Here is a 21,195-nt window from a genome sequence, read left to right on the forward strand (position 1 = left end):
TCCCCCGCACACGCCGCTAGCACGGCAGCTCGACAGGAGGTGTCCACCGACCGACGCACCCGTCCAGCGTGCGCACCCGCCCGGCGACCACGCCGTGGGCGTATACGTACTGTCGAACTGCAGACGCCAGCCGGCCTCTACCGCTCAGCCACCGGGCGATGACCGACTTGCGTCACCCGACACAACCAACGACACCTGCCGCACCAACCAATCCCCCCACGCCCACAGATCAGGCCCGCCGAAGGCGCGCTAAGACAGCCACCACGAAGCGGTGACCGATCACGGCCGGCCAACCCACCCACACCACAGCCCGCCGAAGGCGGCTACCGCTCAGCCGCCGGGCGGTGATCGACTTGCGCCACCCGGCACGGCCAGCGACACCTGCTACACCAACCAATCCACCACGCCCACAGATCACGCGCCCGCCGAAGGCGCGATAAGACAGCCATCGCGAAGCGGTGACCGATCACGGCCGGCCAGCCCACCCACACCACAGCCCGCCGAAGGCGGCTACCGCTCAGCCGCCGGGCGGTGATCGACTTGCGCCACCCGGCACGGCCAGCGACACCTGCTGCACCAACCAATCCACCACGCCCACAGATCACGCGCCCGCCGAAGGCGCGATAAGACAGCCGCCGCGAAGCGGTGACTGCTCGGGGCGGACCAACCCACCCACACCACAGCCCGCCCGAGGCGGCTTCAACTCAGCCGCCGAGCCGTCACCAATCCGCCTCACCGGCGCAGCAAGCGACGGCCGCTGCACCAACCAAGTCCAGCCGAGCCACAAGCACGCACCCGCCGAAGCGGCAACAACACAGTCGCCGCGAAGCGGTGACCGATTGGGGTCGACCAACCCACCCACACCAGAGGCCGCCGGAGGCGGCTGCAACTCAGCTGCCAAGCCGCGACCGATCGGCTCACCCGGCACAGCCAGCGACAACTGCTCCGCCCGCCGCATCCAGCCGAGCCACAAACCACGCGCCCGCCGAAGGCGGCAATAGGACAGTCGCCGCGAAGCGGTGTCCGTTGGGCGGTGTTTGTTGCGGCTGGGGTGGGAGGGGTGGCGGGGAGCCTGGTGGACTCCCCGCCGGATTGGGGTCAGTCCTTGATGCCGGACTGGGTTACGCCCTGGATGAGGTAGCGCTGGAGGAAGGCGAAGATCAGGACCAGCGGGAGGATGGAGACGGCGACGGCCATGAACAGCTCGTGGATGTTGATCGTCTGGGCGGTGATGAACGTCGACATCGCCACCTGGATGGTCCACGACGAGGAGTCCTGGCCGATCACCAGCGGCCACAAGAACGAGTTCCAGTTGCCGATGAACGTGATCGCCGCGATCGCCGCGAAGAACGGCAGCGAGTTCGGTACGACGATCCGCCAGAACACCCCGAAGTACCCGGCCCCGTCGACCCGGGCCGCCTCCTCGAGCTCTCGCGGAAATCCGAGGAAATACTGCCGGAAAAGGAATGCCGCGAACCCGCTGAACAGCGTCGGGATGATCAGGCCGCGCAGCGACGAGACCCACCCGAGCGACGACACCACGATGAACGACGGGATGAACGTCACCGCGCCCGGGATCATCAGCGTGGCGACGATCGCGTAGAAGACCTTGTCCGCGTGCCGGTACGGGATCCGCGCCAGCCCGTAGCCCGCCATCGATGCCAGCAGCAACTGTCCGCCGGTGCCGAGGATCGCGACCACGGCGGAGTTGTACAGCGCCCGCGCCATCGGCACCGTGGTGTCGTTGAACAGCTCACTGATGTTGCTCCACTGCAGGTGCGAGGGGAACAACGTCCAGTCGGGCGCGGTGATGTCCTGTTCGGTGGACAGCGCGTTGCGCAGGATCAGGTAGAACGGGATCAGGAACAGCACGACCGCGATGAACAGCGCCATCCAGCGCAGCACCATCCCGACGATGCCCATGCCGCTGCGGCTGAACCCGATCGGCTGCGGGGTGCCCGTCGTACGTTCGGAGACCGCCATCAGTCGCCCGCCTTTCCGAAGCCGAAGATCCGGTTCTGCAGCAGCGTCACGAGCATGATGATCACCGCCAGGATCAGCGCGCCGGCCGATCCGTGCCCGAGGTCCTGGATGGACCCGAGCGAGATGCCGTACAGGTAGACCAGCGGCGGCCGCGCGTAGTTCACGTTGCCGACCAGGTTGTAGAACTCGTCGAACGCCTGGTACGCCGCGATCAGGTTCAGGATCAGTACGGCGACCGACGTCGCCCGCAGCTGCGGCAGCGTGATGTAGCGGAACACCTGCCACCCGGGCTTCGCCCCGTCGACGTACGCCGCCTCGTACAGCGTCGGCGAGATCCGCTGCAGGCCGGCGATGAACAGGATCATGTAGAAGCCGAGCTGCAGCCACAGCCGCACCGTCACCAGCGGGATCCAGTACCAGGGCGGGTCGACGGTCGACAGCCAGGCGATGTTGTCGATGCCGAACCAGCCCAGCACGGTGTTCGCGAGGCCGAACCGGACGCCGTTGAAGATCGACAGCTTCCAGATCAGCGACGCGACGACGTACGAGCACGCGGTCGGCAGGAAGAACACCGACCGGAAGAACGCCCGCGCGATCTTCACCTGGTTGACCAGCAACGCCAGCGCCAGCGAGAGCGCGAACGTCAGCGGCACGATGAACACCGCGAAGATCGTGAACGTGCCCAGGCTGGACAGGAAGTTGTGGTCGGTCAGCATGTCGACGTAGTTGCGCAGCCCGACGAACTTCGACGGGGTCGCGGTGTTGTACGCCTCGAAGAAGCTGAGGACCAGGCTCCAGAGGATCGGCAGGTACGAGAAGATCAGCAGCCCGATCACGAACGGGCCGACGAACAACCAGAACCAGAGGGTGTTCCCGGCGATGCCCTTGTGCCGGCGCTTGCGCGTTTCCCGCTGCTCACCAGAAACAGCGGGATCCGCGGACGTCTTGGCCGGAGCGCTCATCCGAACAACCGCTGCAGCTCGGCGTTGACGGTCTTCTCGGCTTTGGCGATCTCCGCAGCTGGGTCGGCTCCCTTCTTGATCACGTTGGTGAGCAGGTCGGTGAACGCCGTACCCATCTTCGGGGTCCACGCCGGGTTGTCGGTGTGGCCGTAGTCCTGGTTCAGCTTGACCGTGTCGGCCGCGACACCGCTCTGCAGCTTGGACGCCTTGGCGGCCAGGCTCTTGCGCGGCGGGATGTGGAAGCCGTAGTTGAGCGACCAGTCCTCCTGGTACTCCGACTTGTCGAGCCACAGCCACTTGACGAACTTCTTCGCCGCGTCGACGTTGGCGCTCTTGGCGGACACGAACTGGGTCCAGCCGCCGGAGTACACGGCCGGCTTGCTCTCCGCGTCGAGCTTCGGGAACGGGATCACGCCGAGGTCGTCGCCGAGTGCCTTCTGCATGCCCGGCACGGCCCACATGCCGATCCACTGCATGGCGACCAGGCCCTGGTTGATCGCGGTCGGGTCCCACCAGTCCGTGGGCGCGCCGAGCAGGATGCTCTTGCTCGCGTAGAGCTCGTGCAGCTTGCCGAACGCCTGGGCCGCGCGGTCGTTGGTGAAGCCCGGCTTGTTGTCGTCGGTCAGGTACTCGCCACCGGACGACCAGAGCGCCGGACCGCCCATGGCGTTACCGCCGTCGTTGCCGACGAAGATGCCCTTGACCTTGTTCGTGGTCAGTTCCTTGGACGCGGCGATCAGGTCGTCGATCGTCTCCGGCGGCTTGATGCCGGCCTTGTCGAGCATCGACTTGCGGTAGTAGATGACCTGCGGGTCGATGATCATCCGGACGCCGTAGATCTTGCCGTCGATGGTGTTCGTGGCCAGGTCACCGGGCAGGAAGTCGTCCTTGACGTCGGCCATGATGTCGTCGAGCGCCACGACCTGGTTGCTCTTCACCATGCCGATGTTGAACTGGCTCTCGAACACGTCCGGGCCCTTGCTGGACAGCAGCCCGGAGGACAGCTTGGCGGCGTAGTCGCCCGGGGTCCACTGCACGGCGACGTTCGCGTCGGTGTAGGCCTTGGCGTACTTCAGCGCCGCCTGCTGCGTCCCGGTCTCGCCGTACTGGTGGTACCACTGCGACAGGTTCACCTTGGCGCCGCCGTCCCCGCCACCGGAGGAGGACGGCCGGCCGGTATTCCCGCCACAGGCAGCGGTCAGTGCGGCGAGGGCGGCCAGACCGCCGGTCCGCTTGAGCAGATCCCGCCGGGTCAGACCGGCGTTCGGAACATGAGCAGGCATGAATTCCACCTTCCCGGGAGCGACGTCGCAGGGGTACGACGCCAGCGGTTCCGAGTTACTTAACGATGTTAAGCATCTCCGATTTTCGCACACCGTACTACAGGTCAATCGTTGTAGAAGTGCCAGCACAATGTCTCAAAAGCGCGCCCGGCGCAAGACCGGACGCGCTCTCGATTGTTCGAAACTGTGGAATGTTGTCAGGCCGTGATCACGTAAACATCTCACCGGCGGCGGACATCCGAACCAGCCGGGCCGGCGGCTCGAAGCGAGCGCCGTACGTCGCCGCGAGCTCGCGGGCCCGCTCCGCGAAGGCGGACAGGCCGTAGGCGTTCACGTACTGCAGCGCGCCGCCGTGCAGCGGCGGGAACCCGATCCCGAAGATCGACCCGATGTTGGCGTCCGGCACGGACCGCAGCACGCCCTCGTCCAGGCATTTGACGGTCTCCAGCGCCATCGCGAACAGCATCCGCTCCTGGAGATCGACCAGCGGTACGTCGGCAGGCCGGGCGAAGTGCTCCCACAACCCGGGCCACAACCGCTTGGGGCCGTCGGCCGGGTAGTCGTAGAACCCGGCACCGGCCGCCTTGCCCTTGCGGCCGAACTCGTTGACGAGCCGGTCGGCAACCGCCATCCCGGGGTGGTCGTCGAACGCCCCGGCGCTGTCACCGGCCGCCCGCGCGGCGTCCCGGATCTTCTGCGGCAGGGTCAGCGTGACCTCGTCGAGCATGGCCAGCGGCGGCGCCGGGAACCCGGCCAGGGTCGCGGCGCGCTCGATCGTGACCGGGTCGACACCCTCGGCGACCATCGCGGCGCCTTCCATCACCAGCGTGCCGAAGACCCGCGAGGTGAAGAACCCACGGCTGTCGTTGACCACGATCGGCGTCTTCCGGATCTGCCGGACGACGTCGTAGGCCCGCGCGATCGCCCGGTCGGACGTCTTCGCGCCCACGATCAGCTCGACCAGCGGCATCCGGTCGACCGGCGAGAAGAAGTGCATGCCGATGAAGTCGTCCGGCCGGTCGACGCCGTCGGCGAGCGCGGTGATCGGCAGCGTGGAGGTGTTCGAGCAGAGCAGCGCGTCGGGCTCGACCACGCCGGCGATCTCCGCGAACACCTTCTGCTTGAGCCCGCCGTCCTCGAACACGGCCTCGATCACCAGGTCGCACCCGGCCAGGTCGTTCGGGTCGCCGGTCGGCGTGATCCGGCCCAGGAACGCCTCCACGTCGGCGGCGGTCGTCCGGCCCTTGGCGACCTGTTTCGCGAGCAACTTCTCGGAATACTCTTTTCCGCGCGCAGCAGCCTCCAACGAAACATCTTTGAGCACGACATCGATTCCGGCCTTCGCGCACACATAAGCGATTCCCGCGCCCATCATCCCGGCGCCGAGCACCCCGACCTTGCGCGCGGAATACTTCGGAACGTCGGCAGGCCGCGACCCGCCGGCGTTGATCGCCTGCAGGTCGAAGAAGAACGCCTGGATCATGTTCTTGGCGATCTGCCCGGTCGCCAGCGACACGAAGTACCGCGACTCGATCCGCGAGGCGGTCCCGAAATCGACCTGGCTGCCCTCGACCGCGGCGCTCATGATCGCCCGCGGCGCCGGGTACGGCGCACCCTTGAGCTGCTTGCGCAGGTTCGCCGGGAACGCCGGCAGGAACGCGGCCAGCTTCGGCGACGACGGCGTCCCGCCCGGGATCTTGTACCCGTCGCGGTCCCAGGGCTGCTTCGCGTCGCCCTGCAACTCATGCGAGTACGTCGTGATCCAGCGGCGGGCCGCGTCGAGCAGGTCGCCGGCCGGTACGACCTCGTCGACGATGCCGACCGACAGCGCGTGCGCGGGCTTCATCCGCTGCCCCTGCAGCAGCACCTTCATCAGCGCGTCCTGGAGACCCAGCATCCGGACGGTACGGGTCACTCCCCCGCCGCCGGGCAGCAGGCCGAGTGTCACCTCGGGGACGCCGAGCTCGATCCGGTTGTCGTCGGCAACGATCCGGTGGTGGCAGGCGAGCGCGATCTCCAGACCGCCGCCGAGCGCGGACCCGTTGATCGCAGCAACGACCGGGACGCCCAGGGTCTCGAGGGTGCGCAGCTGCTGCTTGACCAGCTCGACGGTCTCGAAGACCTGGGCAGCGTCCGACGGCTGGATCCGCGACAGCATCTGCAGGTTGCCGCCGGCGAAGAACGTCGACTTCGCCGAGGTGACGATCACGCCCTTGAGCAGCGCCTTCTCGGCCACCAGTCGCTCGACGGTCCGGCCCATCGCCTCGACGTACGCGTCGTTCATGGTGTTCGCGGACGCGGCGGGATCGTTCAGCGTGAGCGTGACCACCCCGGCGTCGTTCTTCCACTCGATCATGCGGCGATCCTTTCGATGATCGTCGCGACGCCCATCCCGCCGCCGACGCACAGGGTGGCCAGACCGTAGCGGAGCTCGCGCCGCTCCAGCTCGTCCAGCAGGGTTCCGATCAGCATCGCGCCGGTGGCACCGAGCGGGTGGCCGAGCGCGATCGCACCGCCGTTCACGTTCACCTTCTCGTGCGGTACGCCGAGATCCTTCATGAAGTGCATGACCGCGGCCGCGAACGCCTCGTTCATCTCGAACAGGTCGATGTCGCTCACGTCCAGACCGGCGCGGGCCAGCGCCTTCCGCGCGGCCGGCGCCGGGCCGGTCAGCATGATGGTCGGATCCGCACCGCTGACGCCGGTCGCGACCACCCGGCCGCGCGGCGCCCGACCGAGCGCCTCGCCGGCCTTCTCGTTGCCAACAGCAACCAGGGCCGCACCGTCGACGATGCCGGACGAGTTGCCCGCATGGTGCACATGGGAGATCCGCTCGACGGCCAGGTACTTCTCCAGCGCGACGGAGTCGAACCCGCCGTGCTCCCCGATCGCCGCGAACGACAGCGGCAGGCCGGCCAGTGTCTCGACCGACGTCCCGGGCCGGACCAGCTGGTCGTGGTCGAGGATCCGCAGTCCGTTGCGATCCACCACCGGTACGACGGAGCGCGCGAAGTACCCGTTGGCCCACGCCTTGGCGGCCCGCGCGTGCGACTCCGCGGCGTACGTGTCGACGTCGGTGCGCGAGAAGCCGTCGATGGTGGCGATCAGGTCCGCGCTGATGCCCTGCGGGATGAAGCCGGTCTCGAGCGCAGTCTCCGGGTCCATCGCCCAGGCGCCGCCGTCGGAGCCCATCTTCACCCGCGACATCGACTCGACGCCGCCGGCCAGGATGAAGTCCTCCCACCCCGACCGGACCCGCTGCGCGGCCTGGTTGACGGCTTCCAGGCCGGAGGCGCAGAAGCGGTTCAGCTGCACGCCACCGGTCGTCTCGGGGTAGCCGGCCATCAGGACGGCGGTCCGCGCGATGTCCATGCCCTGGTCGCCGATCGGGGTGACGACGCCGAGCACGACGTCGTCGATTGCGGCCGGATCCAGGCCGGGATGCCGGCTGCGCAGCTCGGTCAGCAGTCCCGTGATCAGCTGGATCGGCTTGACCTCGTGCAGCGCGCCGGTGGGCTTGCCCTTGCCGCGCGGTGTCCGGATCGCGTCGTACAGGAAGGCTTCGCTGGTCATACAACTGATTGTGACAGTAGCGCTGTCACGATGGTCAAGGGCGACTCGTTATGATCTCCGCCATGTCGGAAGTGGCGGGGGCTGCATCATTCGAAGGCGCGACCCTGACGGTCGACGAGTTGTCGTCGCGGGTCGGGATGACGGTGCGCACGTTGCGGTTCTACGCGGGGCGGGGGCTGATCCCGCCGCCGATCCGGCGCGGGCGGGTGGGGTACTACGGCCCGGAGCACATCGCGCGGCTCGACCTGGTGCGTGAGCTGCAGGCGCACGGGTTCACCCTGCAGGCGATCGAGGGCTACCTGGACCGGATCCCGTCCGACGCGACCCCGCAGGACATCGCCCTGCACCGCACACTGCTGACGCCGTGGATGCGGGACCTGCCGGAAACGCTCGACCGCGCGGCGCTGGTCCGGCGGACCGGACGGGAGCTGAGCGACGACGACATCGAGATGCTGGTCGCGCTCGGGGTGGTCGAGCCGACCCCGGACGAGGACGTGTTCCAGGTCGCGACCGCGCACCTGAGCCTCGGCGTCGAGCTGCTCGACCTGGACCTGCCGGTCGACGCGGTGCTGGCCGCCGGCCGGATCTTCACCGAGCACGGCCGCGCGATCGCGGAGGAACTGACCGAGGTGTTCCGCACCAAGGTCTGGCCGCACTACCGCGACTCCGGCGGCCCGCCGGAGCACATCCAGCAACTCGTCGAGCGGTTCAAGCCCGTCACGATCCAGGGCCTGGTCCTCGCCTACGAACGCGCCGTCGGCGAAACCCAGCGCGACACCATCCGCCGCACCCAGCACAAGCGCGCTAGTAGGTGATCGCGAAACCGGCCGTCCCGGTCGGTACGTCGTCGCTCACGTCGACCCGGTCCACCGCCGCGTGCGGCGGACCGTGGTGGGCCCACTCCACCATCCGCCGGACGCTGTCGTCGGGGCCTTCGAAGAGCGCCTCGACCGAGCCGTCCGGACGGTTGCGCACCCATCCGGCCACGCCCGCCTCCTGCGCCGCGTGACGGCAACTGGCGCGGAAGAACACGCCCTGGACCTGGCCGTGGACCACGACGCGGCGGGCGATCACGAGTTCGGGACGCGAAGGTAAGTCAGACCCCGGAGGTCCAGGTAGGTGTTGTCGGGAGTCGTGACGACGCGGAGCAGGACGGACTCGCAGCCGTTGCAGCGGGCAACCATGCCGGGCGCGTCGACGTACAGCCGGGACTCGGCGAAGACGGCGACCTGGCCGCAGCCGTTGCACCGGCCGGTCGCGGCGGTCAGGTCCACGGCGAACACTTCACTGAGGGCCCCGGCGGCCGCGTTGCCGTCCAGGTAGTTGGCTTGACTCATCCGAAACGCTCCGTTCTGACTCGGGCCGGGTCGTGACCGGCCGCCACCAGCAGATCCGCCACCGTCTCCACGAACGGCGTCGGGCCGCACACGTACGTCGTCGCACCGTCGGTGGGCGCGAACGCGTACTGCTCGATCAGCTCCGCGTCGATCCGCCCGACCCGCGGCTCCCCCGCCGGCGCCTCGCGGGTGTACACCAGCCGGACGTCGACGTCGTCCGACGCGGCCAGCTCCTTCAGGTCCTGCACGTAGATCACCGACTCCGGCCGCCGTACGGAGTACAGCAGCCGCATCGGGGTCCCGGAGCCTGCCGACGCGCGCAGCATCGCCCGCAACGGCACGACGCCCGATCCCCCGCCGATCAGCTGCACCGGCCCTTCCTGCTCGGGCTTCCACACGAACCACCCGCCGACCGGGCCGCGGATCTCCAGCGGGTCCCCGGCCTTCAGGACCTCGACCAGGTAGGGCGACACCTCGCCGTCGGGCACCTGCTCGACGGTCAACTCGATCGTCGAGGAGTCCCACGCCGACGCGATCGAGTACGACCGGGAGGCGCGGTACCCGTCCGGCGCGGTCAGCCGGACGTCGAGGTGCTGCCCCGCGAGGTGCCCGGGCCAGTCCGGCACGTCCAGCACGATCGTACGAGCGGTCTCGGTCTCACGCCGCACCTCGGCGACCGTGGCGATCTGCCACATCAGTCGCCGGCGTATCGCTGTTCTTTCCATGGGTCTCCGTACTCGTGATAGCCGGCGGTCTCCCAGAAGCCGAGGTCCTCGGTGTCGGACAGCACCAGGCCGCGGACCCACTTGGCACTCTTCCAGAAGTACAGGTGCGGGACGAGCAGTCGCGCGGGGCCGCCGTGCTCGGGGTCGAGCGGCTCCCCGTCGTACTCGTACGCGATCCAGGACTGCCCGTCGAGCAGGTCGTCGAGTGGCACGTTCGTGGTGTAGCCGCCGTAGCTGTGCGCCATCGCGAAGTCCGCGCCGGTCTCGACGTCCGCGAGCAGCGTGTCGAGCGAGACGCCCTTCCAGGTCGTCTGCAACTTGGACCACCGGGTCACACAGTGGATGTCCTTGGTGATCTCCTCGGCCGGCAACGCCATCAGCGCCGCCCAGTCCCACTTGTACTTCTCGCCGCTCTCCGTGGTGACCGTGAACTCCCAGTGCTCGGTCAGGATGTGCGGCGTCGGGCCGGCCGACAGCACCGGGAAGTCCCGTGTCAGGTACTGCCCCGGCGGTAGATCCGTCCCGCCCCCGCGCCGACCGGTGAAACCTGGTGACACGATGTCCATGCCGATCCCCTCCCTCGGTGCGCCACTGGAGCCACCGCTCGGGAACACACTGATGAGCGCATCGTACGGCGTCGGCCCGGCAGACGAGTGACAGGCACCGGAGTGGGTACCGGTGCACTCCACACAGCCCTTCAGGGCCGGTGTCGCTATGAGTCACCAGATCATCATCCGGCCGCTAGAGTGGAGCATCCGCCCGGCGGCGGCGCGAACTTGGACGGGATGCGTGGATCTGGATCGCAGCGCGAGGGTGTGGGGGTCGATCAGGTCCTCCGCGCGCGCCGAGAGCACGCCGCCGACGCTGCGGCACGCCGTCCGCGCGTGCGCCGAGGCGCTGTCGGCCGTCGGCGCGGGGTTCGCGATGACGCGCGACGGCGGCACCTGGGAACCGCTGCTGGCGAGCGGCCCGGAGGCGACCGAGCTCGACGAGGTGCAGTTCACGCTGGGCGAGGGCCCGAGCAGCGAGGCATTGCGCCGCGGAGTGCCGGTGCTCGCCTCCGACCTCGCCGGCCTCGGCGCCGGGCGACGCTGGCCCGCGTTCACCGCAGCCGCCACCGAGCGCGGCATCGGCGCGGCCTTCGCGTTCCCGATCGGCGTCGGCGCGGCCCGGATCGGGGTCCTCACGGTGTACCGTCGCGAGCGCGGTCCGCTGCCCGGGGAACTGCTCCAGGACGCGTTGGTGTACGCCGACGCCGTACTGGTCCTGGCCCTCGACGACCGGGTCGGGGCCGGTACCGACCTGGAGCAGGTCGTCTCGGCGGCCTTCAGCGCCCGGCGTGCCGAGGTGCATCAGGCGACCGGCGCGGTCGCGGCGCAGCTCGGCATCAGCGTCACCGACGCGCTCGCGCGGCTGCGCGCTCACGCGTACAGCACCGGCCTGTCCTTACAAGAAGTCGCCGGCGCGGTCATGGCGGGCGAGCTGCGCTTCGAGATCGATCACACCACGCCTGGAACGAAGGAGACGGATTCACAGCATGCGGACCAGCAGGAGGACTCATGAGCGCAACTGACAGGAGAGTGCGCGACGTATTCATCGAGCTGTCCGACACCCTCGTCGCCGACTTCGACATCATCGAGTTCCTCGACCGGCTCGCGGACCGGTGCAGCGAACTGCTGGACGTGTCGGCGTGCGGCATCCTGCTCGTCGACCACTTCGGCGCCCTGAACCTGGTGGCCGCGTCCAGCGAGGAAGCGCGGCTGATCGAGCTCGGCCAGCTGCAGAACCTCGAGGGGCCCTGCCTCGACGCGTTCACGACCGGGCAACCGGCGCAGTACGCCGACCTGCGCGACGGCTCCAGCCCGTGGCCCGAGTTCACGGCGGCGGCCGTCGACGCCGGCTATGTGTCGGTCCAGGCGCTGCCGATGCGGCTGCGCGACACGACGCTGGGCGCGGTCAACCTGCTCAGCAGACAGCCCGGCCCGCTGACCCCGGACACCATCCTCCTGGGCCAGGCACTGGCCGACGCGGCAACCATCGGCATCGTGCACCAGCGCGCTCTCGCCCGCCAGGAAATCATCACCGAACAATTGCAGACGGCCCTCAACAGCAGAATCCTGATCGAACAGGCCAAAGGTTTCCTCAGCCACAGCCTCTCGGTCACCGTCGACCGAGCCTTCGCCCTCCTCCGCACCCACGCCCGCTCCACCAACCGCCGCCTCACCGAGGTAGCCAACGACGTCGTAGAAGGCAGAATCACCCTCTCCCCATAAGCCACCTTCTGTCACCGGGAGCCTGTTCGGATCACGAACTCAAGCCAGACAAGGTGATTCCGGAGTGCGCACTCGCCCAGCACCGCCTTCAACTGCCGAGCGGTATGACCTCACTTCGCTCTCCGAGTGCCTCGAACATGCCGGACCGCAGCTACAGGCTCACCCAACCACGCACTCAGCCATTCTATATCTTTTCATTTCTCTGTTCTTTGTTCTCTTTCCTTCCTCGTCTCTCATATTCCCATGGTTCGGCCGATGATTTCTTTCATTATTTCTGTGGTGCCGCCGTAGATGGTTTGGATTCGGGTGTCCAGGTAGGCCTTGGCGATGGGGTATTCGGTCATGAAGCCGTAGCCGCCGTGGAGTTGGAGGCAGCGGTCGACGACTTTCTTCTGGAGTTCGGTGGTCCACCACTTGGCCATCGCGGCCTCGGCCACGGTGAGGGTGCCGGCGTTGAGTTCCTGGATGCAGCGGTCGACGAATACCCGGGCGATCTTCGTCTCGGTGGCTAGTTCGGCCAGGACGAAGCGGCTGTTCTGGAAGGAGCCGATCGGGCGGCCGAAGGCCTTGCGGTCTTTGACGTAGCGCAGTGTCTCGTCGAGCATGTTCTCGCAGGCCGCGGCGGCGACGACGGCGATGGTGAGCCGCTCCTGCGGCAGCTTCTCCATCAGGTAGACGAAGCCTTTGCCCTCCTCGCCGAGCAGGTTCGCGGCCGGCACCCGGACGTTGTCGAAGAACAGTTCGGCGGTGTCCTGCGCCTTCAGGCCGATCTTGTCCAGGTTCCGGCCCCGCGAGAACCCCGCCATCCCGCGCTCGGCGACGATCAGCGAGATCCCCTGCGCCCCGGCGTCCGGGTCGGTCTTGGCGACCACGATCACCAGGTCGGCGAGGATGCCGTTCGAGATGAAGGTCTTCTGCCCGTTCAGCACGTAGTGGTCGCCGTCGCGCCGCGCAGTGGTGCCGATGCCCTGCAGGTCGCTGCCTGCGCCGGGCTCGGTCATCGCGATCGCGGTGATCGTCTCCCCCGAGCAGAACGCCGGTAGCCAGCGCGCCTTCTGCTCGTCGGTCGCATAGTCCAGCAGGTACGCCGAGTTGATGTCGGTGTGGATCGTGAACCCGACCCCGCTCGCGCGGACCCTGGTCAGCTCCTCGATCAGCACGGCGTTGAACCGGAAGTCCCGCACCCCGCCCCCGCCGTACTCCTCGGGCATCATGAAGCCGAGCAGCCCGGCGTCACCGGCCGCGGCCCAGAGCTCGCGCGGCACGATCCCGGCCTCCTCCCAGCTGTCGTGGTGCGGCACGATCTCCTTGTCGCAGAACGACCGGACGGTCTCGCGGAAGGCATCGTGATCGGCGTCGAAGAGCTGACGTTCCACGGGCGGGTTCCTTTCAGGACTGGACGGCGGCGCCGGACTCCAGCAGGTCGTCGAGGTCGGTGATGCCCCAGTCGGCCAGCGCCTCCCGGGTGTGCTCCCCCGGCCGCGCGGGCGGCCGGCCGAGGCTGGTCGGCGTCCGGTCGAAGCGCGGCGCGGGAGCCGCCTGCCGGACGCCGTCGTGGTCCACAAAGGTGCCGCGGGCAACCAGATGCGGATGGTCGCCGCCGAGCGGGAGGACCGGCGCGACGCACGCGTCGGAGCCGTCGAAGACCGCGGTCCATTCCGCCTGGGTCCGCTGCCGGAACGTCTCGGCGAGGACCTTGCGCAGCTCCGGCCACTGCGCCGGGTCGTTGCGGTCCGGCGCGTCGAGGCCGAGCTTGCCGACGAGTTCGGCGTAGAACTGCGGCTCCAGCGCCCCGACCGCGACATGCTTGCCGTCGGCGGTCTCGTACACGTCGTAGAACGGCGCACCGGTGTCGAGCAGGTTCGTCCCCCGCTCCTGCTGCCAGGAACCGGCCGCGAGCGCCCCCAGCATCATCGTGGTCAGGTGCGCCGAGCCGTCCACGATCGCCGCGTCGACGACCTGCCCCTGTCCGCTGTGCAGCGCCGCGAGGACGCCGATCACCAGGTACAGCGAACCGCCCGCGAAGTCGCCGAGCAGGTTCGCCGGGACCTGCGGCGGTCCACCGGCGCGACCGATCAGGTGCAGCGCGCCGGAGACCGCGAGGTAGTCGATGTCGTGCCCCGCCGTCTGCGCCAGCGGGCCGTCCTGGCCCCACCCGGTCATCCGCCCGTAGACCAGCCTGGGGTTGATCGCGTGACAGTCCGCCGGCCCCAGCCCGAGCCGCTCGGCGACTCCAGGCCGAAACCCCTCGACCAGTACGTCGGCCTGCGCGACCAGCCGCCGGACGACGTCGACCGCGGCCGGCTGCTTCAGGTCCAGCGCCGCGCTGCGACGGCCGCGGTTGACCAGGTCCAGCTCCGGCGGTCCCATCGACGGCCCGCCGCCGGGCCGGTCGATGCGGAGCACCTCGGCGCCGAGCTCGGCGAGCATCATGCACGCGAACGGCGCCGGGCCGAGACCGGCCAGTTCGACCACTTTCACGCCCTCGAGTGGACCCATGCGGGCTATTGTGACAGTCCCACTGTCACAGTCGTCAAGTCATCCTGCGCGTCCCGGCCAGCGCGGTCAGGGGCAGCACGACCATCAGCCCTACCGACACCGCGAGCACGATCGACCAGCCGAGGTGGTCGGGTTCGAGGTGGCCGAGGTGGAAGACCGTGTGCGGGATCGAGAACGCGAGGTAGGCCACCAGCGCCAGCGTCGCGAGGAATCTGTCCAGGCGGACCGCCGCGGCGATCAGGACGACAGCCAGGCCGAGCGACGCGGCGCCGAAGTCGCGGAACGCGTGTTCGGCGTACGGCGGGTCCCAGTCGACCGTCGGGACATGGTCGTAGAACGTCTTCGGCACGAGCGTCAGCCACACCCCGAGGACCAGCTGGACCGCGGCGAAGGTGATCAGCACCGCGCGGACGTACGCCCTCATCGCAGGTACTCCGCGAACGTGATCCGCCCGTACGCCGGGCCGTCGACCGTGGCAGCGCCGGCGGCGAACGCGCGGAACGTCTTCCCCGGAACCCGCACCGGCAGCACGGGACGCCGAGACGGGCGAGCCTGCTTCCATTGCCGGGCCAGTTCTCGCGCCGGCAGCCGTTCCGGGCCGGCGATGTCGGCGGCGTGACCGTCGACCGGCGGCGCGGCCACGAGTTCGGCGAGCCGGACGGCGACTTCGTCGACCGAGATCGGCTGCAGGGTGATGGTCGGGGCCAAAAGCACCGGCGAGAAGCGCTGCGCGCTGAAGACCCGGTCGACGAGGTTGTGGAACTGGGTCGCCCGCAGGACGGTGTACGGCACGCCCGACGCGGCGACCAGACGCTCGGATTCGAGCTTGTACCGGTAGTACGCGAGCGGGATGCGGTCGATCCCGGCGATCGATACGAAGATCAGGTGCTGGACGCCCTTGGCAGCGTCCAGGAGGTTGCGGATCTGCTCGACGTCGCGGCGGCCCTGGCTGGTGGCGAGGTGGACGACGACGTCGGATCCCTCGACCGCCGCGGCGACGCCGGCACCGGTGGTGAGGTCGGCGACGACGCGGTCGGGGCCGGGTTTCCGGCTGAGCACGCGAACCTCGTGGCCGTCCGCGACCAGCCGGGTCACGGTGGGCCGGCCCAGGGTGCCGGTCCCGCCGGTGACAAGAAGTGAGCTCATAGCGCTGGTTTCCTTTCGTTCACCAGCTCTGATCCGGCAGGCTCCCGATCTGTGACAACTGCGCGGCGGCGAAAGCGAGCTTGTCGGGGTTCATCACGAATTCGAGGCTCGTCAGCCCGTCCGGACCGGTGCCGACGAAGCAGATCGCCATCACGCCGTCGGGGCCGACGGCAACCAGTGCCGGCTCGCCGTTCGCCTCCGCCAGGTACGCCTCGATGCCGGCGCCGAAGCGTTGCAGTGCCCCCGCCACGTACCGGGCGACCCGGTTGCGGCCGACGACGACGTTACGGGCCGCGGAGACCTTGCCGCCGCTGTCGGCGCGGGACACCACATCCGCGGCGAGCAGCTGCTCGAGTTCCTCGATCTCGCCCAGCCGGGCGGCCGCGATGAACCGCTCGACCAGCTTCCGCCACCCCGCCCGGTCGACCGGCTGCTCCCGCGGCCTGTCGGCGGCCAGCTTCTTGCCGGCCCGCGACGCCAACTGCCGTGCGTTCGCCTCGGACGTCCCGATCAGCTCGGCCACGTCGCGGTACCCGTACGCGAACGCCTCGTGCAGCACGTACGCCGCCCGCTCGGCCGGCGTCAGCCGTTCGAGCAGCAACAACAAGGCGAACGACACCGATTCGCGCTCCGCGACGACGTCCAGCGGTCCGAGCGCGTCGAACTCGGTCCGCCCGGTCAGCACCGGCTCCGGCAACCACTCCCCGACGTACGTCTCCCGCCGTGCGCGTGCCGACGTCAGCTGCCGGATGGACAGGTTGGTGACGACCTTGGCCAGGTACGCGTCCGGGTCCCGCACCGAGGAACGGTCGACGTCCTGCCAGCGCAGCCAGGCGTCCTGGAGGATCTCCTCCGCGTCGGTCGCGGTACCGGTCATCCGGTACGCGATCCCGAACAACCGCCCGCGCACGCGCTCGAAGTCATCCACGCAGGAACGTCTCCGCCGCGCGCTGGATCTTCGCGTAGAACTCCGACCAGGCCGCCTCGTCGAGCAGGCCGGCATCCTTGCCGCCCTGTCCGTCGATCAGTTCGCGGACGATGTCGGCGTGCCCGGCGTGGTGCGCCGTCTCGTCGACGACCCGGACCAGCAGCGCGCCGAACGTCGTACCGCGTTGGCCCTCGGCCCAGTGCGGCACCTCGGCGGGGTGGTCCAGGTCGAGCTCGGCGATCGACCGGTCGCTGTGCGCGCAGGCCTCGCGGTACAGGCCGGTGATGTACTCCGTCGACTCGTCCGGCTTCGCCCACATGTCGGCGCCCTCCCACACCGACCCGTCGGCCTCCCAGGGCAGCGCTTCGGCCGGTGGGCGGCCGACGCTGGTGCCGAGGTAGACGTACTCGATCCCGACCAGATGCTTGACCAGACCGAGCAGGTTCGTCCCGGACGGGACGAGCGGGCGGCGGCGGTCGTACTCGCTGATCCCGTCGAGCTTCGCGAGCAGCAGCGCGCGGGTCTCCTGGAGGTACTGCTGCAGGTGGGACTTCATGGCGCTCCTGGTGGGACGAAGGGGACAGCGGGCGCGCCGTTCTCGATCAGGCGCAGCAAGGCGGCGGTGTCGGCGTACTCGTCGATCATGTCGGCCAGCCGGTCCAGCCGCTCCTCGCGCAGCCCGGCGAACGACACCGAGCCGTCCGGCGCGGGCTTGCCGGTCTGCTCCGCGACCTCCCGCAGGAAGGCATGCCGCGCGGTGTCGTCGTCGAGCAGCCCGTGCCAGATCGTGCCCCACACGTTCCCGGACCGGCAGCCGCCCGGGAACTCGCCGGCCTCCCCCGTCACCGTCACCACGCCGTGGTGGATCTCGTACGCCGTCGGCGCCGGTCGCGCCAGCACCTTCTCCCGCCCGAACACGGTTGCGACCGGCAACAACCCCAGACCGGGGTGATCACCACCGGTCTCGACCGCGTACGGATCGGACACGGAGGCCCCGAGCAGTTGGTACCCGCCACAGATCCCCAGGACCGGGCGACCCGCGCCGGCCCGGGCCGTGATCGCGTCGGCCAGGCCCTGTGCGCGGAGCCAGGCAAGGTCGGCGACCGTGGCGCGTGAGCCCGGGAGGACGACCAGATCGGCGTCGCGGACCTCGGCGGGACTCGTGGTGAAGAACACGCTGTTGGTCGGCTCCACCGCCAGCGCGTCGAGGTCGGTGAAGTTGCTGATCCGCGGGAACCGCACCACCGCGATCGTCAGCAGGTCGCCCGGCGAGGTCCGCCGGACCGGGATGTCCAGCGCGTCCTCGGAGTCCAGCCACAGCTCGGGCAGCCACGGCAGCACGCCGTACGTCGGGCGGCCGGTGACGGAGGTCAGCATGTCGATGCCCGGCTGCAGGAGCGACACGTCGCCGCGGAACTTGTTCACCAGGAACCCGCTGATCAGCGCCTGGTCGGCCGCGTCGAGCAACGCGACCGTGCCGAACATCGACGCGAACACTCCCCCGCGGTCGATGTCGCCGACCACGACGACCGGCGCGCGCGTGTGCTGCGCGAGCCCCATGTTCACGTAGTCGGACTGCCGCAGGTTGATCTCGGCCGGGCTGCCCGCACCCTCGCTGATCACCACGTCGTAGCGCGACGCCAGGTCGTCGTACGCCGCGAACGCCGCCTTCGCCAGCTCCGCCCGCTCGGTCAGGAACCCGCGCGCGGACAGCTCGCCCCACGGCTGACCCATCAGGACCACATGGCTGCGCCGGTCGCTGCCCGGCTTGAGCAGCACCGGGTTCATCGCCGCCTCGGGTTCGGCGCCGGCGGCGACGGCCTGGATCCACTGCGCGCGGCCGATCTCGGTGCCGTCGCCGCAGACCATCGAGTTGTTCGACATGTTCTGCGCCTTGTACGGCGCGACCCGCACGCCCTGGCGCGCCAGCCACCGGCACAGCCCTGTGACGACGGTCGTCTTCCCGGCGTCGGACGTCGTCCCGGCGATCAGCAGCGAACCCACGACGTCATCTTAGGGTTCGGGTTCTGACCGCCGGTCGGTGCTCGGGATTCGGGGCGTCGTGCCCTGGAAGCGGGTGGCTCCGGTCCTCGACGAGAGCGGCGTGGCGATGTTCTCGAGCGACTTGCCCTCCGCGTCCACGCCGAAGAACCAGGCGATCAGGCCGCCGATCAGCATCACGGCCGCGCCGATGATGTAGCCGACGGTCAGCGGGCCGCGCGCCGGGTGGTCGCCCTCACCGATCAGCGAGGCGAACAGGAACGGCGCGATCACACCGCCGGTCAGCTGCGAGATCGCGAAGAAGAACGAGATCGCCTGGCCGCGCAGCTCGATCGGGAAGATCTCGCTGACCGTCAGGTACGCCGACGACGCGCCGGCCGACGCGAAGAAGAACACCACACACCACAGCCCGGTCAGCGACGCGGCGTTCAGGGCACCGGCGTTGAACAGCAGCGCGGTGAAGAACAGCACGACGGCCGACAGCGTGTAGGTGCCGAGAATCATCTTCCGGCGGCCGATGGTGTCGAACAGGCGCCCGAGCAGCAGCGGCCCGGCCAGGTTGCCGATCGCGAACGGGAAGAAGTACAGCGCGACGCTGGAGTCGTTCAGGCCGAAGTACGACTTCAGCACCAGCGCGTAGGTGAAGAAGATCGCGTTGTAGAGGAACGCCTGGGTGACCATCATCGAGAAGCCGAGGAACGAGCGGCTGCGGTAGTCGCGCAGCATCACCCGGGCGATCTCGCGGTACGTCACCGGCGGGTAGTCGACGACCTCGATCGCCTCGTCGTCGCGGACCTCGCGCAGCTCACCACCCTGCTCCCGGACCTTCGCCTCGATGCCGTCGACGGTTCGCTCGGCCTCCTCGACCCGGCCGTGCGTCATCAGCCAGCGCGGGCTCTCCGGGATGTGCCGGCGCAGGTAGATGATGACGAGCCCCATCACCGGGCCGATCAGGAAGCACAGCCGCCAGCCCCACTCGACCGGAATGATGTCGGTGTTCAGGAACACCAGGCCGACCGCCGACCCGATCAGCGCGCCGGCCCAGTAGGTGCCGTTCACGCCGATGTCGACGCGGCCGCGGTAGCGCGACGGGATCAGCTCGTCGATCGCGGAGTTGATCGCGGCGTACTCACCGCCGATGCCCATGCCGGCGATGAACCGGAAGACCAGCAGCGACCCGAGGTTCCAGGACAGGCCGGCCGCGCCGGAGGCGATCAGGTAGACGAGCAGCGTGACGATGAACAGGCTGCGGCGGCCCAGCCGGTCGGTCAACCGGCCGAACAACAGCGCGCCGACCACCTCACCGCCCAGGTAGACCGACGCCATCAGACCGACCTCGGAGGTGGTCAGATGCAGCGTCTCGGGCTCCTTCAGCACGTTCCCGACCAGGGAGACGAGCTGGATCTCGAGGCCGTCGAGGATCCAGGAGACGCCCAGGCCGACGACGATCATCCAGTGGAACCGGGTCCAGGGCAGCCGGTCCATCCGGGCCGGCACCAGACTAGGTATCGCCTTCCCGTGCTCCAACGCGTGCTCGCTCATCCCAGCTCCTCCCGGCCCGTGGTTGACGAAAGCCCACGGGCCGGTACCCCGGGAGTCACGATCCTCAAACGCTGGGTGACCATCACCGCACAGGGCCTAGAGTTGCGGGCATGGAGAACGACATCACGGTGGTGGACGCCAAAGACCGCAGCCGCTACGAGGCACACGACGCCGAAGGCACGCTGATGGGCTTCGTCGACTACCGGTTGCACCCGGGCAGCATCACCTTCATCCACGCCGAGACGCTGCCGGAGTTCCGCGGCCGCGGCGTGGCCGGCACGATCGCCACCAAGTCCCTCGACGACGCCCGCGCGCTCGGGCTCCAGGTGAAGCCCGCCTGCCCCTTCTACCAGGACTTCCTCGCCGAGCACACCGAGTACGCCGACCTGGTGAAGGCGGCGCAGGAATGACCGCACCGGTGATGGGCAAGCTGGAGTGGCAGCCCGCGGCCGACGTGCCGGAGCTGCTGGCGGCCCCGGTGCGCGACGCGCTCGGTGACCTGCCGGCCTACGCGGCCGCGATCGACCCCGGCCTCGCCGACACCGCGGCCTTCTGCGCGGAGTACGACGTACCGATGGCCGCCTCGGCGAACTGTGTGGTCGTGCTCGGCAAGCGGGCCGGCGAGGAGTCGTACGCCGCGGTGCTGGTGCTGGCCACGGACCGCGCCGACGTGAACGGCGTGATCCGCAAGCACCTCGGCGTCCGGAAGATCTCGTTCGCCACGCAGGACGACGCGGTCGGCCGCACCGGCATGGAGCACGGCGGCATCACGCCGATCGGGCTGCCCGCGGACTGGCCGGTGCTCGTCGACGAGGCGGTCGTCAAGGCCGGGCCGGTGGTGATCGGCAGCGGGATCCGCGGCTCGAAGATCCTCGTCGACGGCGCGGAGCTGGCCACGCTGCCGACCGCGGCGGTGCTGGACCTCGCGCAGCACTGATCCGGA

22 protein-coding genes are annotated in these 21,195 nt (G+C 69.2%); 5 read left to right on the forward strand and 17 right to left on the reverse strand.

The annotated features are described in order from the left end of the window. Positions 1–1,098: 1,098 nt before the first annotated feature. The 5 genes from ABZW60_RS21465 to ABZW60_RS21485 all read right to left on the reverse strand — a co-directional run bounded on the left by ABZW60_RS21465 (position 1,099) and on the right by ABZW60_RS21485 (position 7,801). Positions 1,099–1,983 (reverse strand): carbohydrate ABC transporter permease, encoded by an 885-nt coding sequence (locus ABZW60_RS21465; protein WP_355479358.1) that lies wholly within the window; start codon positions 1,981–1,983, stop codon positions 1,099–1,101. Next, the gene (locus tag ABZW60_RS21470) at positions 1,983–2,945 is read right to left on the reverse strand and encodes a sugar ABC transporter permease (protein ID WP_355479359.1); all 963 of its coding nucleotides are present in this window, start codon (positions 2,943–2,945) and stop codon (positions 1,983–1,985) included. Before ABZW60_RS21470 ends, ABZW60_RS21465 begins: the two co-directional genes overlap by 1 nt. Next, positions 2,942–4,228: a sugar ABC transporter substrate-binding protein gene (locus ABZW60_RS21475; protein ID WP_355479361.1), complete on the reverse strand. Its 1,287-nt coding sequence runs from the start codon at positions 4,226–4,228 to the stop codon at positions 2,942–2,944. The genes ABZW60_RS21470 and ABZW60_RS21475 overlap by 4 nt, the downstream gene beginning before the upstream one ends. Before the next feature lie 208 nt (positions 4,229–4,436). Next, complete coding sequence (locus tag ABZW60_RS21480) at positions 4,437–6,584, reverse strand: 3-hydroxyacyl-CoA dehydrogenase NAD-binding domain-containing protein (RefSeq protein ID WP_355479363.1); 2,148 nt, start codon at positions 6,582–6,584, stop codon at positions 4,437–4,439. Beyond that, complete coding sequence (locus ABZW60_RS21485) at positions 6,581–7,801, reverse strand: acetyl-CoA C-acetyltransferase (RefSeq protein ID WP_355479365.1); 1,221 nt, start codon at positions 7,799–7,801, stop codon at positions 6,581–6,583. The genes ABZW60_RS21480 and ABZW60_RS21485 overlap by 4 nt, the downstream gene beginning before the upstream one ends. A 62-nt stretch (positions 7,802–7,863) precedes the next feature. Here ABZW60_RS21485 and ABZW60_RS21490 point away from each other — a divergent pair, with 62 nt between their 5' ends. Continuing rightward, positions 7,864–8,616 carry a MerR family transcriptional regulator gene (locus ABZW60_RS21490; protein ID WP_355479367.1) on the forward strand — a complete coding sequence of 251 codons (753 nt, stop codon included), beginning with the start codon at positions 7,864–7,866 and terminating at the stop codon, positions 8,614–8,616. Here ABZW60_RS21490 and ABZW60_RS21495 read toward each other — a convergent pair. Genes ABZW60_RS21495 through ABZW60_RS21510 form a run of 4 tightly spaced genes read right to left on the reverse strand, consistent with a single transcriptional unit; the run spans position 8,606 to position 10,429 of the window. Further along, the gene (locus ABZW60_RS21495; protein ID WP_355479369.1) at positions 8,606–8,875 is read right to left on the reverse strand and encodes an acylphosphatase; all 270 of its coding nucleotides are present in this window, start codon (positions 8,873–8,875) and stop codon (positions 8,606–8,608) included. The two genes, ABZW60_RS21490 and ABZW60_RS21495, sit on opposite strands and share 11 nt — an antisense overlap. Further along, complete coding sequence (locus ABZW60_RS21500) at positions 8,872–9,138, reverse strand: DUF6510 family protein (protein WP_355479370.1); 267 nt, start codon at positions 9,136–9,138, stop codon at positions 8,872–8,874. The genes ABZW60_RS21495 and ABZW60_RS21500 overlap by 4 nt, the downstream gene beginning before the upstream one ends. Continuing rightward, on the reverse strand, positions 9,135–9,863 hold the full coding sequence (locus ABZW60_RS21505; protein ID WP_355479372.1) for a ferredoxin reductase: 729 nt from the start codon (positions 9,861–9,863) through the stop codon (positions 9,135–9,137). The genes ABZW60_RS21500 and ABZW60_RS21505 overlap by 4 nt, the downstream gene beginning before the upstream one ends. Next, a complete protein-coding gene (locus tag ABZW60_RS21510; protein ID WP_355479374.1) occupies positions 9,833–10,429 on the reverse strand; it encodes a sulfite oxidase-like oxidoreductase in 597 nt (198 codons plus the stop codon). The genes ABZW60_RS21505 and ABZW60_RS21510 overlap by 31 nt, the downstream gene beginning before the upstream one ends. Before the next feature lie 223 nt (positions 10,430–10,652). On the opposite strand from ABZW60_RS21510, the gene ABZW60_RS21515 reads away from it, so the two are divergent. Together ABZW60_RS21515 and ABZW60_RS21520 are read left to right on the forward strand one after the other, a co-directional pair. Next, positions 10,653–11,426, forward strand: coding sequence for a GAF and ANTAR domain-containing protein (locus ABZW60_RS21515; RefSeq protein WP_355479375.1), 774 nt, complete (start codon positions 10,653–10,655; stop codon positions 11,424–11,426). Continuing rightward, positions 11,423–12,136 carry a GAF and ANTAR domain-containing protein gene (locus tag ABZW60_RS21520; RefSeq protein ID WP_355479377.1) on the forward strand — a complete coding sequence of 238 codons (714 nt, stop codon included), beginning with the start codon at positions 11,423–11,425 and terminating at the stop codon, positions 12,134–12,136. Before ABZW60_RS21515 ends, ABZW60_RS21520 begins: the two co-directional genes overlap by 4 nt. Positions 12,137–12,369: 233 nt before the next feature. On the opposite strand, the gene ABZW60_RS21525 is transcribed toward ABZW60_RS21520, so the two are convergent. The 8 genes from ABZW60_RS21525 to ABZW60_RS21560 are packed head-to-tail and all read right to left on the reverse strand — an operon-like array spanning position 12,370 to position 20,252. Further along, positions 12,370–13,512, reverse strand: coding sequence for an acyl-CoA dehydrogenase family protein (locus ABZW60_RS21525; protein ID WP_355479378.1), 1,143 nt, complete (start codon positions 13,510–13,512; stop codon positions 12,370–12,372). Positions 13,513–13,525: 13 nt separating this feature from the next. Next, entirely contained in the window at positions 13,526–14,635 is a 1,110-nt protein-coding gene (locus ABZW60_RS21530) for a CaiB/BaiF CoA-transferase family protein (protein ID WP_355479380.1), read from the reverse strand. A 34-nt stretch (positions 14,636–14,669) separates the two neighbouring features. Continuing rightward, entirely contained in the window at positions 14,670–15,059 is a 390-nt protein-coding gene (locus ABZW60_RS21535; RefSeq protein ID WP_355479382.1) for a hypothetical protein, read from the reverse strand. After that, positions 15,056–15,781 (reverse strand): NAD(P)H-binding protein, encoded by a 726-nt coding sequence (locus ABZW60_RS21540; protein WP_355479383.1) that lies wholly within the window; start codon positions 15,779–15,781, stop codon positions 15,056–15,058. Before ABZW60_RS21540 ends, ABZW60_RS21535 begins: the two co-directional genes overlap by 4 nt. Positions 15,782–15,800: 19 nt before the next feature. Beyond that, a complete protein-coding gene (sigJ, locus tag ABZW60_RS21545; protein ID WP_355479385.1) occupies positions 15,801–16,709 on the reverse strand; it encodes an RNA polymerase sigma factor SigJ in 909 nt (302 codons plus the stop codon). Then, the gene (locus ABZW60_RS21550) at positions 16,702–17,265 is read right to left on the reverse strand and encodes a DinB family protein (RefSeq protein ID WP_355479387.1); all 564 of its coding nucleotides are present in this window, start codon (positions 17,263–17,265) and stop codon (positions 16,702–16,704) included. Before ABZW60_RS21550 ends, sigJ begins: the two co-directional genes overlap by 8 nt. Then, the gene (locus ABZW60_RS21555) at positions 17,262–18,713 is read right to left on the reverse strand and encodes a cobyric acid synthase (protein ID WP_355479389.1); all 1,452 of its coding nucleotides are present in this window, start codon (positions 18,711–18,713) and stop codon (positions 17,262–17,264) included. Before ABZW60_RS21555 ends, ABZW60_RS21550 begins: the two co-directional genes overlap by 4 nt. Before the next feature lie 9 nt (positions 18,714–18,722). Beyond that, positions 18,723–20,252: an MFS transporter gene (locus ABZW60_RS21560; RefSeq protein WP_355479390.1), complete on the reverse strand. Its 1,530-nt coding sequence runs from the start codon at positions 20,250–20,252 to the stop codon at positions 18,723–18,725. 110 nt (positions 20,253–20,362) lie between these two features. On the opposite strand from ABZW60_RS21560, the gene ABZW60_RS21565 reads away from it, so the two are divergent. Then, on the forward strand, positions 20,363–20,662 hold the full coding sequence (locus ABZW60_RS21565) for a GNAT family N-acetyltransferase (RefSeq protein ID WP_355479392.1): 300 nt from the start codon (positions 20,363–20,365) through the stop codon (positions 20,660–20,662). Beyond that, on the forward strand, positions 20,659–21,189 hold the full coding sequence (locus ABZW60_RS21570) for a YbaK/EbsC family protein (RefSeq protein ID WP_355479393.1): 531 nt from the start codon (positions 20,659–20,661) through the stop codon (positions 21,187–21,189). Before ABZW60_RS21565 ends, ABZW60_RS21570 begins: the two co-directional genes overlap by 4 nt. Positions 21,190–21,195: the final 6 nt, after the last annotated feature.

It is taken from the genome of Kribbella sp. NPDC003557, from assembly GCF_040610805.1.
Classification (GTDB): domain Bacteria; phylum Actinomycetota; class Actinomycetes; order Propionibacteriales; family Kribbellaceae; genus Kribbella.